Genomic DNA, 13,944 nt, shown 5'->3' with positions numbered 1-13,944 from the left:
GCCGGAACCCGCGAGCCCGGCATGATCCAAACGAGAGGCCCTAGTACCAAGGGCGGGCGTCATGCGTGGGCAGCGGACGCAGCTTCGGCCAGCGTTCGAGCAGGCGGCCGGCCAGGGCGGAGCTGAGGCGGCCGACGGCGTGCAGGTGATCGTGGTCGCGGGTCATGTCGGCGACCACGTCCAGGCGGTGGACGAGCCGCTCACGAGCGGAGACACGGCCCCACTCGAAGTCCTCGGCGGGCACCCGGGCGAACTGGTCGACCGTCCCGCGGTGGGCCCGCTCGACGAGCGCGTCGCCCTGGATCAGCCAGCCTGCGCACGCGTCGGCGAGGTCACCCGGCACGTCCTTCCCGGTGAGGCCGCGCCAGGTGGTCCGGTAGACGTCCTCGACCTCCGTGAGCGGGGCCGCGGTGACCGACATGGCACACCAGCAGGTGGGGAAGCCGATGCGGAAGTAGGCGAGTTCGATCAGGCCGTTGCCGAGCGAGGCCCGCTCGAAGTCGACGAAGCGGACGCCGTCGGCGGTGCGCAGATCATTGCCGGGGCAGGGGTCGCCGTGCAGCAGCGCATGGTGCGGGGTGGGATCCAACCGCGCCAGGAGACCGGCGAGTTCATCGGGAACCGTGGACGGTACGGGCACGTCGAGCGCCCTGGCCAGGGTGAGGAAGGACTCCGCGTCGGTGGCCGTGGGCCCCGACCAGACCGGTAGCGCGCCCGCATCGGCGGGCCCGGTCAGGGTGTGCAGCCGGGCGAGCGACTCGGCGTACCCCGGCATCCAGTCGTCCGTCTTGCCGAGGTCGTCCAAGTGCTCGAGGACCATCACCCGCGAGGAGAGGTCCGTGGCGAGCACCGCGGGGGCCACGGCGGGCCCGGAGGCCCGTCCCGCCAGGCGCAGCCCGGCGACCTCCCGTGCGAAGCGCGTGTTCGCGTCGGCGCCCGTGTCCCCGCCGTCGGTGATCTGCTTGACGATCACCAGCCGCCGGTCGGCCAGCCGCACCCGCCACACCCGTGACCGCGGACTGCTGTCCAGGAGTTTGGTCAGCTTGGGGGTGCCCACGGTGGAGAGCAGCGCCTCGTTGAACGGAACACGGTTCAGCATGCCGACGAGCGTAGCCGTAGCTTCGCACGCGCGGATGCCCCAGCAGCCGACCACCGAGCACGGCCCAGACGACCGGCACTGAGCCAACCAACCTTCACTGAGACAAACCACCAAGCATCAATCTTCGCCGAGACGGAGGTGGATCAGCGCAGATCGCTTGAGAGCGCATCAACCTTCGCTGATGTCCCGTCCCATTCGAGCTTCTCGCCAGGCACGTCGGTGACCAGGGGATAGACAAATCACGGTGAACACGGCAGCTCACGAAATCCCAGGAGACGTTGTCGTCCAGGTTGACGCGTGTGCAGACGTCCCAGCCTTCGTTGTCGGCGGTTTCCGTCCGTGAGTGTCTGGGAGGGGGCGGGCACCTTCGATGGAGGTCCAGACGGCCCGGCAAGGGCGAGTCACCGACGGATCAACGAGCTTCGGCCTGGGAAGCCGCCGCAGGCGGCTTCCCAGGCCGTGGTGGGAGCTCAGCCCGACCTCGCAACTATTCCGGAATGTTGGTGCTGTTCGGAGGATTGAATACGCAGAACTCGTTGCCCTCGGGGTCGGCAACGACGATCCAGCGAAAGCCGTGTTCACTGAGTTCTTCGGAGAGCTGCCCAGCGCCGAGTCGTTCGAGGCGACTGACCTCGGACGCTAAGTCTGCTGTGCCAAAGTCGAGGTCAAGGTGCATGCGGTTCTTGCCCTGCCTGAGTTCTGGCACGTGCTGTAGGAGAAGGGTTGGCGCAGGAGCGGGCGCGACCAGGCTCAGGTAGGGCGGTCCGTGGAAGCCGCGCCGGTAGTCCAGTGGGGCGAGCGCGGCGAGCCAGAAGGCCGCTTGCGCTTCGGTATTGACACAGTCCAGCGTCACAACGATCTGCATGGCGGAACAGTAGGCGGCCTGGCCCGCCCTGACGATCAATTTTCCGGCAGCACCCGAGGTGGCGCTGACGCTGTCCAGGCCCAAGCATCTACGCGTCCCATTGTCCCGTCCGGTTCTAGGTTGTCGATGCGGTGTGTCGTTGACCTGTGAATACGCAAGATGCAGCGAACGGCGTGACCTCGGAGGTCCGGGAAGACGTTGTCGCTCAGGAGGGAGGGGGACTGTCCGGCTCTATGTTGCCGATTGGCTGCGAATTGCTCCTGCGGAGGGAGGAGCGAAGGCCAGCAGATCGAATCCGGGCATGTAGTTGTTCAGCTCCCACATCGGGAGGCAGAGGTGCTCGGCGACATCGTGCGGGGTGAGCCCTTGTGCCTGAAGGGCCTCGAACACATTCGGCAGTAGAGCGCTTGTCTCCGACGTGGCGTGATCTTGACGGCTGAGCGAAGTCTGTTTGACCTGGGCGAGAGCTCGGCGGAAGTTCCACTCTTGTGTCAGGCCCAGCCCATGCAGGCGATGGGCCAGCGCCGTGGCGGGGACACCCCAGAGGCCTTTGGCCGTTGCGATTCTCTCGGGGGTTGCGTTGCGGAGCATGTGGGCCAAGAGCCCCGTGCGGGGCATCAGAAAGGCAGCGGCGAACCTATCGGTCTCTGTCTCAAAGGCGCGCCAGTCGATCTGACCAGTTGAGGGGCGGAGAACAAGGTGTCCAAGCGCGCGTGCGGCATCGAGCCGGTTGTCTGCGTCGGGCTGCTGAGATGTGAGGAAGATGAATGGTGTGCCGCTGTGGACAGCTGAGAATGAACCGACGTCCGTGAATTCCAGAGGCAGTGAGAAGACGCGGATCCCGTTGGTTTCGAGGAGCGGGACCAAGCCCTGGATGGGGGCGTCCGCGAGGTACCAATGCGTGCGAACAGCCTCTGCGGCCTCCTCAGGGCTGCCCCCTTGAAGGCGGGGGGGACATTCGGCTGGGGGAGATGGAATCGGATCTCCAGCCAGGGGTTGATCGACGCGGCCAGCGTTGCGGAACTGAGTGCACCGTCGCGCTGGCGGGATGCGAGCTTGGACGGCCTGCGCAGGTTCGCCCAGCCCTGCTGAATGGGGGCGAGCGCTGGGGCAGAGAAGAACGATACGGGGAAGCCGAGCGCAGCGGATAGAGAGGAGATCGAGCCCCGGGAGGGTTGCTGACGCTCGTTCTCGTAGGCGTTGAGCGAGGTGCTCGTGATCTTGCTGAGGCTGGCTAGCTGGTTGAGCGTCAGTGCGCGTCGCTGGCGCGCGAGGAGGAGCCGGCCGGGTATGAAGACGGCCATCAAAATGGGGCCGACATTGGATTGGGAAAGCTCCGACGATGTACTTCTTGCTGCATCCAGCGCACGAGTGGGTGGCGGCGGTCGCTGTCGTCGTGGACGTAACCGGGAGCGGCCCGGATCCGGATTTCGGTGACGAAGCGCTGCATGTCCGCTTCCTCGCCGGTGAAGGGCAGTCCCCGCAGTTGGGGTGAGGCAAGGAGCTCGGCCAAGGCGACGGTCTCGGGATAGGTGCAGGCCACGATCCTCGGGTCGTTCTCGTAGCCGTTCCACTGCGGACCGCAGCACACTGCCAGACGGTGTCGCCAAGGATGTTCGTCGGCGTAGTTCTCCCACCAGCGCCAGCCGAACCCGCTTGCTTCTCTTATGGCGAGGACGACGGCTTTCCATCCGTGGCGGAGAACGAGACGGTGGTAGCGGCGCTGGGCCTGCAACACATCGGGTAGAGAACCGATATCGAACTGCTTCGAGCGGTCGGCGGTCCAGCGCCCGTGCTTGAGGCAGAGTTTGGTGCCGACCGGGACCCAGTGCCGGACTGGCATGACGACCCCCTTGGCCTTCGTGCAACGAGTGCACGCCTCTTGAGGGGTCCAGCCTGCTTGGACCAGTATCAGGCTGGCGGGTTTGAGAGCGTCCTCGGATGGTTGAAGGTCTGGCAAGGCCCGGAGTAGCCGCTCACGCGGCTGGCCGGACAGTGCGCTGATGCAGTCCAGCAGTGACAGATTTCCCGATGGGATCCAGTCGGCATTGTCGAGCTGTTCGTGGAGTAAGAGATGTGAGATGTGGTTCGCGGTGGCCAAGCGACTTAGATAGGAGTCCCAGCACTCCCGGTGAAGGGGAGCCAGGGTGCGGGGCAGGGACCGCAGGTGCCTCGTGGGCAGAGCAGAAATCACGCTGCGTCTCCGATCCCCTCTTCTGTATCTCGTTTGGGCTGAGGACTGTCGGACTGCATGTTGTGGTCAACGGCGATGGTTTCGAGAAGGCGACGCGTGAGACGTTCGCTGCCGTTGGCGATCGCCGTGATCGCGGCGGCGCGGACCAGGTGGGAGAGGCTGCTGATGCTGCCTCCGGTGCGTGAGTGGAGGTACTTCGCCAGTTTGGCCAGCGTGCCGGGCTCGTGCAGGTGTAGGCGGAGGGCGTCCTCCATCGTGGCGATCATTGAACGCCACTCCGTGCTGTAGGGGAAATTCGCGGTGTACTGCATTACGCACCGGGCGGCGATCTGCTTGCCACGCACGCCGGTGAACAGTCCTTCCCGTTCGACGTTGATGCCGGCGTAGACGAACGTGGCGGGAATGTGCTCGGCAAAGTGCTTGAGGTGGTCGGACAGATCCTTCCCGCTGCTGGTGGCCAGATTGATGTTGTGGATCTCGTCGACCACCACCAGGTCGCACCGCGCCTCGGTCAGGATCTCGCAGACGGCGTCGGCGATGTCCATCTCGTTGTGTCGACTCTTGAGCGGCAGTCCGAGGAAGTGCGCGAAGCGGACAGCGAGTTTGCGCGGAGAGCCGTTGGGCGGTGCAGAGATATACACGACAGGAATGCGGTCGTGGTCGGGGAAACGCTGACGGACCCGGAGTTCATGAGCCCTCCCCAATTGCTTGATGGCAGTGGACTTCCCGGTGGCCCAAGGGCCGGAGACGATCAAGCCGCGGCGGGCACTGATCTCGCGCCGGTTGACCAAGGTCAGCAACCTGCCCTGATGCAGCACCTCGCGGACTGTCGGGGTCTCCACGATGATCAGCTCAGACGTGTAGTTGACACGGCACTCGTCGTACTCGTCTCGCTCCAGCTCGGACAAATCCCGCCAGTCGCTCTCTGGCAGCAAGGTGCAGGAGAGCGGGTCGTCGTTCACAAAACGACGCCAGCTCTCCAGAGTGGTTGTCGGCATCCGCCGGTCATCCGGCATACCGAAGTCTTTAGTGCTTACCACCACTTTTTGGCCTCCTGTCGGGCATCGAACACTCGCAATGGCACAACCTCAGCGATGGCTCCGTCGTTGTCTTCTTCCGTTTCCGGCTCTGCCTGTACGGGCGTCGGCGAAGGCGTCTCGGGACGGGGCCAGGCCGACTGGCTAGCCTCGCGCTTTCATGAAGCGGGCCGTCCGACGGGTGGTCAGGTAAGCGAAAAGTGCCTCTGACCAGCAAGAATGAGGATTGTCGAGGTCCTTGTTCCTGCTCCAGCCGGAGGCACTTCTCAGGTGAAGAAGAGTATCGGGTCGTACCCGCGTGTCCGCATCGAGGGCGGTGGCCGGGCGGTGGTCTCGCAGGCCGGGGGCGTGCTGCTGGTCGAGACGGTCCGCAAGGCCGGTTTGGACACCGCGATATCAGCGGCGCTGACGCCGTGGCGGAAGGCTCGGGCGGTGCACGATCCGGGCAAGATCCTGCTGGACGTGGCTCTGGCGGTCGCGCTGGGCGGGGACTGCCTGGCCGACGTGGGGATGCTGCGGGCCGAGCCGGCCGTGTTCGGGCCGGTGGCCTCCGACCCGACGGTCTCCCGCCTCATCGACACCCTCGCGGCCTCCGGGGAGAAGGCCCTGCGGGCCATCCGTGCCGCGCGGGCTGACGCCCGCCAGCAGGTCTGGCGGTTGGCCGACCGGAAAGCGCCTGATGCGGGCGGGACGGTGACCGTGGACCTCGACGGGGTGCTGGTGATCGCGCACTCGGACAAGGAGGACGCCGCACCCACGTGGAAGCGGACCTACGGTCACCACCCGCTGATGGGGTTCGTCGACCACGGACCAGGCGGCACCGGTGAACCGGTCGCGGCCCTGCTCAGACCGGGCAACGCAGGCTCGAACACGGCGGCCGACCACATCACCGCCACCCAACTGGCCCTGGCCCAGCTGCCGAAGAAGTACCGGCGCGGGCGCCGGACCCTGATCCGCACCGACTCCGCGGGCGGCACCCACGACTTCGTCGCCTGGCTCGCCCGGCGAGGACGGTGGCTGTCCTACTCGGTCGGCATGGTGATCACCGAGCAGGTCCACCAGCACGTGCTGAAGGTTCCGGCATCGGCCTGGACGCCGGCCGTCGAGACGGACGGCGAGATCCGCGACGGCGCCTGGGTCGCCGAACTCACCGGCGACGTCCAGGACGGCTGGCCCAAGGGCATGCGGCTGGTCGTCAGGAAGGAACGGCCCCACCCCGGGGCCCAGTTGCGGCTCACCGATGCGGACGGCATGCGGCTGACGTGCTTCGCCACCAACACCTCGGGCCGGCCGATCGCCGAACTCGAGCTCCGTCACCGACTGCGGGCCCGGGCCGAGGACCGGATCCGAAACGCCCGCGCCACCGGCCTGCGCAACCTGCCCCTGCACCGCACCGCCCAGAACCGGATCTGGCTGGAGATCGTGCAGATCGCCCTCGACCTGCTGGCCTGGATGCCGATGCTCGCACTGACCGGCAAGGCCCGCCTCTGGGAACCCCGCCGCCTGCGGCTCCGTCTGTTCACCGCGGCCGGACAGCTCGTCACCACCAGCCGCAGACGGATCCTCCGCCTGGCCGGGCACTGGCCTTGGACCGGCCACATCACCGCCGCACTCGACCAGCTCGCACTCCTGCCGAACCCCGGCTGACCAGCAACTTCCCCGTCCCTACGACAGCAGCCCGACACCGGAGCAGTGGAACCCGGCGCCTCCCCGAGACGACACTCGGGCCCTCAACCTGCCCACTGCACGAAAACGGTCCACCGACTCCGTCGGCGGACCGTCATGAAACTTCGAGGCTAGTGGCGCGGGTGCGGGCGGCTGCCCGCTCGGAGCGTCGGCTGCGGGGCCGATTGCGAACTGGCGGGGCCTCGTTCTCCTCGACGGGGCCGGTGCCCGCCCGTTCCAGCAGATCCCCCACCGCCTCGGAGATCGCCTCCTCGGTCACTGTGGCGCTCTGCTTTTCGCGCAGGTCTCTGGAGGAGTGGTCCCAGGCCATTTCCCCGAACGGGACCGGCTGGGAAGACAACAGCCGCCAGGGGACCGTGATCCACGTGTCCTCGCGGTGATCGTGAAGCCAGACCACACGGACGTCGTAAGGGTCGTGACGTACTTCCCACCGGTCCTTGTGATCGGTCAGCCCGGACCTCTCCCGCCGCAGCGTGTTGAGCCCGTCGCAGTCGTAGAGCCGGTGCTTGATCTTGATTCCGTAGGAGTTGACCGCCTGCCAGCGTGTCGGCAGCAACTTCAGGTAGTCCTCGGTCGACAGCGCCAGCGGCAGGTAGCCGGCCGTCTCCACGAGCGCGGCGTACTTCTCGTTCGGCGAGAACGTCCGTCCCGGGGCCAGCGGGTCTCGCAAGCCGTCATGCGGCCGGTTCTGCCACTTGGCGGTGATCCACTCCTCCAGCATTCCTGCAACTGCGGCAGTGACCATAGCGGCTCGTCTTCGACCCGGCGCCCGCGGTGCTCGGCCGAACGGCCGGTGTACCCCGAGACGAATTGCGCGAACATAGTGGATACCGACCCCAGCGTGCGTTCGATGTGCGGCTTGTGCGTCGGCGTCCTGGGCGGCGCATGGATCACCTCGGTGCCGAACGCGTCGCAGGCCATGTGGAAGTTCTTCGACAAGAACGCCTTGCCACCGTCCACCACGATTGCCTCGGGAATGATCAGCGGGACTGCCGCCGCGTGCCGCAGCCGCTCGTCCAGTGCGAGCAACCGCTGGTAGGGCAGCACCGACCGCTCCATGCGCAGCGCTTCCGTCCAGCCCGGACGCATCGGCGCCGGCGTCACCGAGCGAGCCAGCAGCAAGGCAGCGTCCACCGACTTCGTCGTCGGCCGCAGCACTGCCGCGGTGACCGTGCGCGTGGCGACATCGACCAGCCCGGTCAACTCGACCCTGCCGATCACGCCCCGGTCCAGGCGTACCAACGCGTCGAACGGGGTGGAGTCGATCTCCATCAACTCGCCCGGTCGGCAGACCGTCACCTGATCGAAGACGCCCTCGGGCTGGTTCGCCAGGGACCGGCGCGTTCGCGCCGACCCGGTGATGTGACGGCCACGTTCCAGCCGCTGGAACAGCCGGTAAAACGCCGACCGCTTCGGCACCGCCTCCTGGCCGTACTTGTCCTTGACCGTCTCGCTGACACGCTCGAAGTAGTAGCTGACCGTCCGGGTGGAACCGCCCGTGGCCTGGCTCATCAACTGCTGCAACTCGTCCACGACTTCCGGCCTGAGCTTTCCGTGCACCGGCCGACGCGGCGCGTGCCGCCCGTCGACCATGCCCGCGATGCCCCGTTCCTGATGGCGGCGTCGCCGCCAGCGCATCGTGTGCGCGCTGACCGGCCGACCCAACTCCACCGACAACTCGGCGGCCTTGGACGCCTCGCGCTCGGCCAACGTCCGCGTGGCCGGGTCGTACTCAGGCCGCGGCAAGGCCCCCTGCGGGGCGTCCGGCAGCAGCCCCGTCCGCAGCTCGACCATGTGCCGGTGCCACCACAAGGCTTCCTCGGCCTTGGCCGGGAGGGACGTGGTCCAGCAACCCCGTGGGCATCACCCTCCGGCTGCCGGAGCCGAGCACCTCGAAGCCGGGCGACATCATCAGCGTCGGCAGATGCATCGTGCTCGTCCCGCCCGCCTCGTCCGCGAGACGGACCAACATGCCCGACAGCCCGGCCACCGTCTGCACTGTGCCGTCGAACCGCACCCGGTCGCCAGGCCGGACCACCAACGGATTGCGCATCACCACGGCTCCACCCCCGTCCCTGACCGCCGGACCATGCAGTTGGGCCCCATGACCTGCGACTCCACCTCTGTAACCAGCGCCCCTCGCCAGAGCAGGTGGTAAAGCACCGGCAGCACCGCGACCCGGTCCCCGGCCGCCTCCGCCCCGGCGAACAGCGGCCTCGGCTCGCCGACGCCTCCAGCAGCCGTCCCGCGGTCTCCTGCCGCCAACACCTGGGATGGCCGTAGCCCCGTAGCCAGCGCACGTTCGCCAGCAGAACCGGGCTGATCATCCCCACCCGCCTAAACGACCAGCCAGCCAATTCACAGACCCGCTCGGTTGCTGCGAACGCCTCGGCGTCGTCCAGCTCAATCCGGTCATCCGGACGGACATCGACCACCGTCCCGGTGCCGTCAGCAAGACGGAAGAAGAAGTCCGGAACGTGCCCCAGGCGCCCTCGGCGCGTAGGCCAAAACAGTCGGAACGGCTGCGACACCAGCCCCGTTACCTGCGGATCGAAGTCCATCAGCATCGCGTGATCACGCTCCAGCCGCGACTCACACGCGAGCGCCCTGCGCATGGTCGTCGACCAGTAATCCCGGGTCACCGACTGCTGCCCGCCGTACGCACGCACCTTCCGCACCGGCGGCAGCGTCTCGAACCTTTCCGTCCACACCGCCGACAGCGGCTCACGACGGCGAACGCGGTCCGCATCGACGTACTCGACCTCGAAAACGCCGTGCCCTACATCGGCGAACGCCTCGACAGCCATCCGGCCCCCTCACCAGAGCGAACGCACAAGCCCTGATCACGAGAAAGCCACACAGCCCGCCAGCCAGCAACGAATCAGCGTCCAAACCGCCGCTGAGAGCGAAAACGAAGCGGGACAGACAGCAGCGAGCGACAAAACATGGCGGGACACCGAGCCCGGGTGCATGCGGCGGGCGGCAACATGCCCCGGGACGGACGGTGAACTGAACAACCTCACCCGGGACAGCGACAAGAAACCGAGGGACAGGACAGCTGAGACAGGTCACAGGTCCACATTCTCGGGAAGGGGTTTGTCAAGCGACCGGTTCCGATATATCGTTGACGCATCGCGACAGATCAACGATAGAAGGAGTGCAGTGATGCGTTCACACGGACATGAGCACGGACACGGACATGGACACGGCCCCTGTGGGCCCGGAGAGCACGGACGGGGTGACTTCGAGGGGCGCCGGGCGGCCTTCGGGCAGTTCGGTCCGCCGTTCGGCGGCGGACCCTTCGGCGGTGGCCCCTTCGGAGGCGGACGCGGCCGGGGCGGCGGCCGGGGAAGGGCGCGCCGCGGTGACGTACGTGCCTCGATCCTGGCCCTGCTGAAGGACCGGCCGATGCACGGCTACGAAATGATCCAGGAGATCGGCGAGCGCAGCGGCGGGGCCTGGCGGCCCAGTCCCGGCTCGGTGTACCCGACCCTTCAGCTCCTGGAGGACGAGAGTCTGATCGTCAGCGCCAGCGAGGGCGGCAAGAAGCTGTTCACGCTGACCGACGCCGGCCGCACCGAGGCCGAGTCGGGCCCCGAGGCGCCCTGGGAAGAGGTCGGCCGCGGCGTCGACTGGGAGGGTGTCAATGAGGTCCGGCAGGCCGGTTTCGGTCTGATGGAGGCGTTCGGCCAGGTCTGGAAGACCGGTTCGGCCGACCAGCGCGAGAAGGCGCTCACGGTCATCAACGACGCCCGTAAGAAGCTCTATCTCATTCTCGCCGGCGAGCACTGAGTCGGCCGGTGCGAAGACTGAGGAGCTGTACGTCGAAGGGCCCCGCGGATGTCCCGCGGGGCCTTTTCGATGCCGGTGCGCGGGCGGCCGGACCGGCCGCCCGCTGTCAGGCGACGATGAGTCCGTCGAGTTTGCGCAGTGACTCGATCAGGGCGGCGGTGGCCGAGTCCTTGAGTTTGCCGGCCATCAGGGAGACCGCTGCCCCCGTGAATTCGCCGTCGATGCGGACCGTGGTGGCGTCCCCGTCCGGTGTCAGCGCGTAGCGCATCTTCAGGTTGACGCCCATCGGGCCCTTCCCGGTGGTCGTCAGCAGGCGGCCGTCCTCCAGCTCGGAGACCGTCCAGGTCACCTCGGCCGGGAACCCCATGAGCTTCATGTTCTCCTCGTAGGTGCCCGCGAGTTCCAGCGTGGCCGGTCCGCCTTTGGGGAAGCTGGTGTGGGTGGCGTTCCACTCCCCGTACGTGCTGAAGTCGGTCAGCTGGGCCCAGACCTTCTCGGCCGGTGCCTCGATGCGCGCCTCTGCACTGACTTCGGCCATGGGGCCACCCCTTCTCGACGGGTTACGGTGTCGCGGAACGTAGCCGCAGTGGCCCGAACATTCAATACTGATGAACTGTCAGATCTGCGGGTCACTCTCCGGTCCGCCAGATCCGCGCCGAGTCGAAGCGGTCGCAGGCGCGCGGGTGCGGCCCGTCGTCGTGGCAGTGGAACGCCGCCCGGAAGAGGTCCGCGGGCAGCGCGTCGCGGGGTGCGTGGACCCGGTAGACGTAATCGCGCCCGTCCAGTGCGGGCAGGGCGACCAGCCAGCTCACCTCCGGCACCCCTTCCGGTGCCACAGCGCTCCGGGCTGTGGGACGTGTACGGGCGGGCTTCCGGTTGCTCCGGGAGCGCATGGCAAGGCGGCGCGCGCCGATTCCCTGGATCGGATTCCAGAACGGCGCGATCTCATCCGTAAGGAGGAGGAGCCGCGCTTCTGTGCCCAACTCGGGTGGGATGCGTCAATGGGCCTCTCCGGGGACGTTCCGGCCCGTCAGGGCTGATGAGGTGGGAGAGTGCAGAACCGGACACCGCGGATTCCCCAGCAACCCGCACTGAACCACCGTGCCGAGACCGATTCCGAGCTCACCGCGGAGCTGGCCGCCGTGGTGACGGGTGCGCGCAGGCGCGCGCTCCGCGACGGCGACCAGCAGATCGACACGGCTCATCTGCTGCACTCCCTGATCGAGTCGGACCCCGAGGTCCGCACCGCCTTCGCCGGCGGACCGCAGCTGGCCAGGGTGCTCGGCTATCTCGTCCAGCGCAGTATCGGCTACGGGCTCCGCTGGCAGGGTGCGATCGAGGACTCCGGAGCGATTCCGGTGGTGTCGGGCGCGCCGGACGCGGGAGTGGAGGGCTGGTCGCCCTGCGCTGCCCTTGCGATGGACGACGCGCACCGGCGCGCCCGGCTCCGGGGCCGGGAACGGGCAGGCGGCCTCGATCTGCTCGCCGCGCTGGCCGCGGACCGCCAGTGCCGGGCCGTCGAGGTGCTGGAGCGGGCGGGCGTGGACGCGGCGCTGCTCGCGGACCGGATCGTGGAGGCCTCCGGCCGGGGATGACCGCCGGGCTCAGTCCAGCGGCTCCGTGAGGGCGGCGATGGCCGGACGCAGCAGGGTGCCGATGCGCTCGGCAGGGGCGTCCCGCAAGACGTCGAGCCCGAGCAGCTGACGGCCGATGGTCACACCCAGCAACATGGTGACGATCAGCGCCGCACGCAGCTCCCTGTCCGCACCGTCCTCGCGGCAGGCAGGGCCGCTCGGGCCGCGTTCCTACGCCACCGGCCCGTACGTGTCAGGGGTGACAGCGACATCGGAGTGTTACCCGCGTCAGGTGTCACCAGGATGACGCTCCTGTCGGCAGCTGTCATGATGTGCCGATGCACGCGTCTCACGGGAGAAGCGCCGGCCTGGGACTCGCCCTCGCCTCGGCCTTCGCATTCGGCGGTTCCGGAGTGGCGGCCAAGCCGCTGATCGAGGCGGGGCTCGACCCGCTCCATGTGGTGTGGCTCCGGGTGGCGGGCGCCGCGCTCGTCATGCTGCCCGTGGCCTGGCGCCACCGCGCTCTGGTACGCAGCCGGCCCGTGCTGCTGCTGGGATTCGGCCTGCTCGCCGTCGCGGGCGTCCAGGCCTGCTACTTCGCGGCGATCTCCCGTATCCCGGTCGGTGTCGCGCTGCTGGTCGAATACCTCGCGCCGGCGCTCGTCCTCGGCTGGGTGCGCTTCGTCCAGCGCCGCCCGGTGACCCGGGCGGCCGCCGTCGGCGTGGTCCTGGCCGTGGGCGGTCTGGCGTGTGTGGTCGAGGTGTGGTCCGGGCTGAGCTTCGACGTCGTCGGTCTGCTGCTCGCACTCGGCGCCGCCTGCTGCCAGGTCGGCTACTTCGTCCTCTCCGCCCAGGGCAGTGGCGAGCAGGCGGCGGGCGCCGAACCGCCGCACCCGGTCGGGGTCATCGCCTACGGGCTGCTGATCGGCGCCGCCGTTCTCACCGTGGTGGCCCGGCCGTGGGGCATGGACTGGTCGCTGCTCGGCGGGGACACCGCCATGAACAGCACGGACGTGCCCGCCTGGCTGCTGCTCGTCTGGATCGTGCTGCTCGCCACCGTGATCGCGTACGTCACCGGCGTGATCTCGGTGCGGCTGCTGTCCCCGGCGGTCGCGGGTGTCGTCGCCTGTCTGGAAGCGGTCATCGCGACCGTGCTCGCCTGGGTGCTGCTCGGGGAACATCTGGCCGCCCCGCAGCTCATCGGCGGTTCGCTGGTGCTGTTCGGCGCCTTCATCGCACAGTCCTCGACACCGAAGCCGCTCTCCGGCCCCGTCGCTTCGGGACCGGGCGGTGAGCCGGTCGCGACCGAGGGGGAGTTGTCCGCCGGCCGCGCCGCCACATAGGGTGACGATCATGCATTCGACCGTACTTCCGCCTCCCGCCGCTTAGCGCGGGCGGCCACATCTGACGAAGACCGGGCTCGGGCAGTCCCCGAGCGGTTCGTCGCTGCCCGCGTGCGGAGCCGAGCGACCACCTTCCCGTCTTCCTTGGAGAAGTACCCGTGTCGAATCCTGCTTCCGGCCTGTCCACCGGGCGGAGCCTCTGCTATCTGATCATCGCCGGAGTGGCCTGGGGTACGGCCGGTGCCGCCGCCTCGCTGATCTTCGAGGCCAGTGATCTCGGTCCTCTCGCGCTGTCGTTCTGGCGCTGCGCGGGGGGCCTCGTACTCCTGCTCGCCGCGCAGCGCCAGAACGACA

General features: G+C 68.1%; 13 protein-coding genes and 4 pseudogenes. 5 read left to right on the top strand and 12 right to left on the bottom strand.

Annotated features, from left to right (window positions below):
- Positions 1-40: 40 nt before the first annotated feature.
- From J1C73_RS13720 to J1C73_RS13700, 6 genes and pseudogenes are all read right to left on the bottom strand, one after another.
- The gene (locus J1C73_RS13720; protein ID WP_207316608.1) at positions 41-1,099 is read right to left on the bottom strand and encodes a phosphotransferase family protein; all 1,059 of its coding nucleotides are present in this window, start codon (positions 1,097-1,099) and stop codon (positions 41-43) included.
- Positions 1,100-1,586: 487 nt separating this feature from the next.
- On the bottom strand, positions 1,587-1,964 hold the full coding sequence (locus J1C73_RS13715; RefSeq protein WP_207316607.1) for a VOC family protein: 378 nt from the start codon (positions 1,962-1,964) through the stop codon (positions 1,587-1,589).
- 231 nt (positions 1,965-2,195) lie between these two features.
- Positions 2,196-2,831 (bottom strand): ImmA/IrrE family metallo-endopeptidase, encoded by a 636-nt coding sequence (locus tag J1C73_RS34825; RefSeq protein WP_242644129.1) that lies wholly within the window; start codon positions 2,829-2,831, stop codon positions 2,196-2,198.
- A 263-nt stretch (positions 2,832-3,094) separates the two neighbouring features.
- Positions 3,095-3,268: pseudogene (locus J1C73_RS35980) on the bottom strand (helix-turn-helix domain-containing protein); the annotation flags it as partial.
- Positions 3,268-4,065, bottom strand: a complete 798-nt coding sequence (locus J1C73_RS13705; RefSeq protein ID WP_207316605.1) for a hypothetical protein — start codon at positions 4,063-4,065, stop codon at positions 3,268-3,270. The gene J1C73_RS13705 and the pseudogene J1C73_RS35980, both read right to left, overlap by 1 nt.
- 89 nt (positions 4,066-4,154) lie before the next feature.
- Complete coding sequence (locus J1C73_RS13700) at positions 4,155-5,201, bottom strand: TniB family NTP-binding protein (RefSeq protein WP_307797687.1); 1,047 nt, start codon at positions 5,199-5,201, stop codon at positions 4,155-4,157.
- 264 nt (positions 5,202-5,465) lie between these two features.
- On the opposite strand from J1C73_RS13700, the gene J1C73_RS13695 reads away from it, so the two are divergent.
- Entirely contained in the window at positions 5,466-6,842 is a 1,377-nt protein-coding gene (locus tag J1C73_RS13695; RefSeq protein ID WP_207316604.1) for an IS1380 family transposase, read from the top strand.
- 133 nt (positions 6,843-6,975) lie between these two features.
- Here the strand turns inward: J1C73_RS13695 and J1C73_RS13690 are convergent, their stop codons facing one another.
- The 3 genes and pseudogenes from J1C73_RS13690 to J1C73_RS13680 all read right to left on the bottom strand — a co-directional run.
- On the bottom strand, positions 6,976-7,491 hold the full coding sequence (locus J1C73_RS13690; protein WP_207316603.1) for a Mu transposase C-terminal domain-containing protein: 516 nt from the start codon (positions 7,489-7,491) through the stop codon (positions 6,976-6,978).
- Complete coding sequence (locus tag J1C73_RS13685; protein ID WP_207316602.1) at positions 7,440-8,675, bottom strand: TnsB C-terminal domain-containing protein; 1,236 nt, start codon at positions 8,673-8,675, stop codon at positions 7,440-7,442. The genes J1C73_RS13690 and J1C73_RS13685 overlap by 52 nt, the downstream gene beginning before the upstream one ends.
- A gap of 452 nt (positions 8,676-9,127) precedes the next feature.
- A pseudogene (locus J1C73_RS13680) lies at positions 9,128-9,688 on the bottom strand (TnsA-like heteromeric transposase endonuclease subunit); the annotation flags it as partial.
- Between the two features lie 358 nt (positions 9,689-10,046).
- Here J1C73_RS13680 and J1C73_RS13675 point away from each other — a divergent pair.
- Entirely contained in the window at positions 10,047-10,673 is a 627-nt protein-coding gene (locus J1C73_RS13675; RefSeq protein ID WP_207316601.1) for a PadR family transcriptional regulator, read from the top strand.
- Positions 10,674-10,779: 106 nt separating this feature from the next.
- Here J1C73_RS13675 and J1C73_RS13670 read toward each other — a convergent pair whose 3' ends face one another.
- Positions 10,780-11,211, bottom strand: coding sequence for a type II toxin-antitoxin system Rv0910 family toxin (locus J1C73_RS13670; protein WP_124286908.1), 432 nt, complete (start codon positions 11,209-11,211; stop codon positions 10,780-10,782).
- A gap of 91 nt (positions 11,212-11,302) precedes the next feature.
- Positions 11,303-11,485 carry a hypothetical protein gene (locus J1C73_RS13665; RefSeq protein WP_207316600.1) on the bottom strand — a complete coding sequence of 61 codons (183 nt, stop codon included), beginning with the start codon at positions 11,483-11,485 and terminating at the stop codon, positions 11,303-11,305.
- A gap of 240 nt (positions 11,486-11,725) precedes the next feature.
- Between J1C73_RS13665 and J1C73_RS13660 the strand changes: the two genes are divergently transcribed.
- A complete protein-coding gene (locus tag J1C73_RS13660; protein ID WP_206432537.1) occupies positions 11,726-12,268 on the top strand; it encodes a Clp protease N-terminal domain-containing protein in 543 nt (180 codons plus the stop codon).
- Between the two features lie 9 nt (positions 12,269-12,277).
- Here the strand turns inward: J1C73_RS13660 and J1C73_RS13655 are convergent.
- Positions 12,278-12,433: pseudogene (locus J1C73_RS13655) on the bottom strand (TetR/AcrR family transcriptional regulator); the annotation flags it as partial.
- Positions 12,434-12,585: 152 nt separating this feature from the next.
- On the opposite strand from J1C73_RS13655, the gene J1C73_RS13650 reads away from it, so the two are divergent.
- Both J1C73_RS13650 and J1C73_RS13645 read left to right on the top strand, forming a co-directional pair.
- Positions 12,586-13,590, top strand: coding sequence for an EamA family transporter (locus J1C73_RS13650; RefSeq protein ID WP_207316598.1), 1,005 nt, complete (start codon positions 12,586-12,588; stop codon positions 13,588-13,590).
- A 158-nt stretch (positions 13,591-13,748) separates the two neighbouring features.
- A pseudogene (locus tag J1C73_RS13645) lies at positions 13,749-13,944 on the top strand (EamA family transporter); the annotation flags it as partial.

Origin of the sequence: Streptomyces laculatispora, assembly GCF_017353455.1 — a bacterium.
Taxonomy (GTDB): Bacteria; Actinomycetota; Actinomycetes; order Streptomycetales; family Streptomycetaceae; genus Streptomyces; species Streptomyces laculatispora.
The sequence above is the reverse complement of the archived record's forward strand: the minus strand, read 5'-3'. Positions and strand labels throughout refer to the sequence as shown.

Excerpts from the sequence above, each read along its gene's own strand:
- J1C73_RS13670 (WP_124286908.1), bottom strand. The coding sequence starts at position 11,211 with ATGGCCGAAGTCAGTGCAGAGGCGCGCATCGAGGCACCGGCCGAGAAG.
- J1C73_RS13650 (WP_207316598.1), top strand. The coding sequence starts at position 12,586 with ATGCACGCGTCTCACGGGAGAAGCGCCGGCCTGGGACTCGCCCTCGCC.
- J1C73_RS13685 (WP_207316602.1), bottom strand. The coding sequence starts at position 8,675 with ATGGTCGAGCTGCGGACGGGGCTGCTGCCGGACGCCCCGCAGGGGGCC.
- J1C73_RS13675 (WP_207316601.1), top strand. The coding sequence starts at position 10,047 with ATGCGTTCACACGGACATGAGCACGGACACGGACATGGACACGGCCCC.
- J1C73_RS13720 (WP_207316608.1), bottom strand. The coding sequence starts at position 1,099 with ATGCTGAACCGTGTTCCGTTCAACGAGGCGCTGCTCTCCACCGTGGGC.
- J1C73_RS13715 (WP_207316607.1), bottom strand. The coding sequence starts at position 1,964 with ATGCAGATCGTTGTGACGCTGGACTGTGTCAATACCGAAGCGCAAGCG.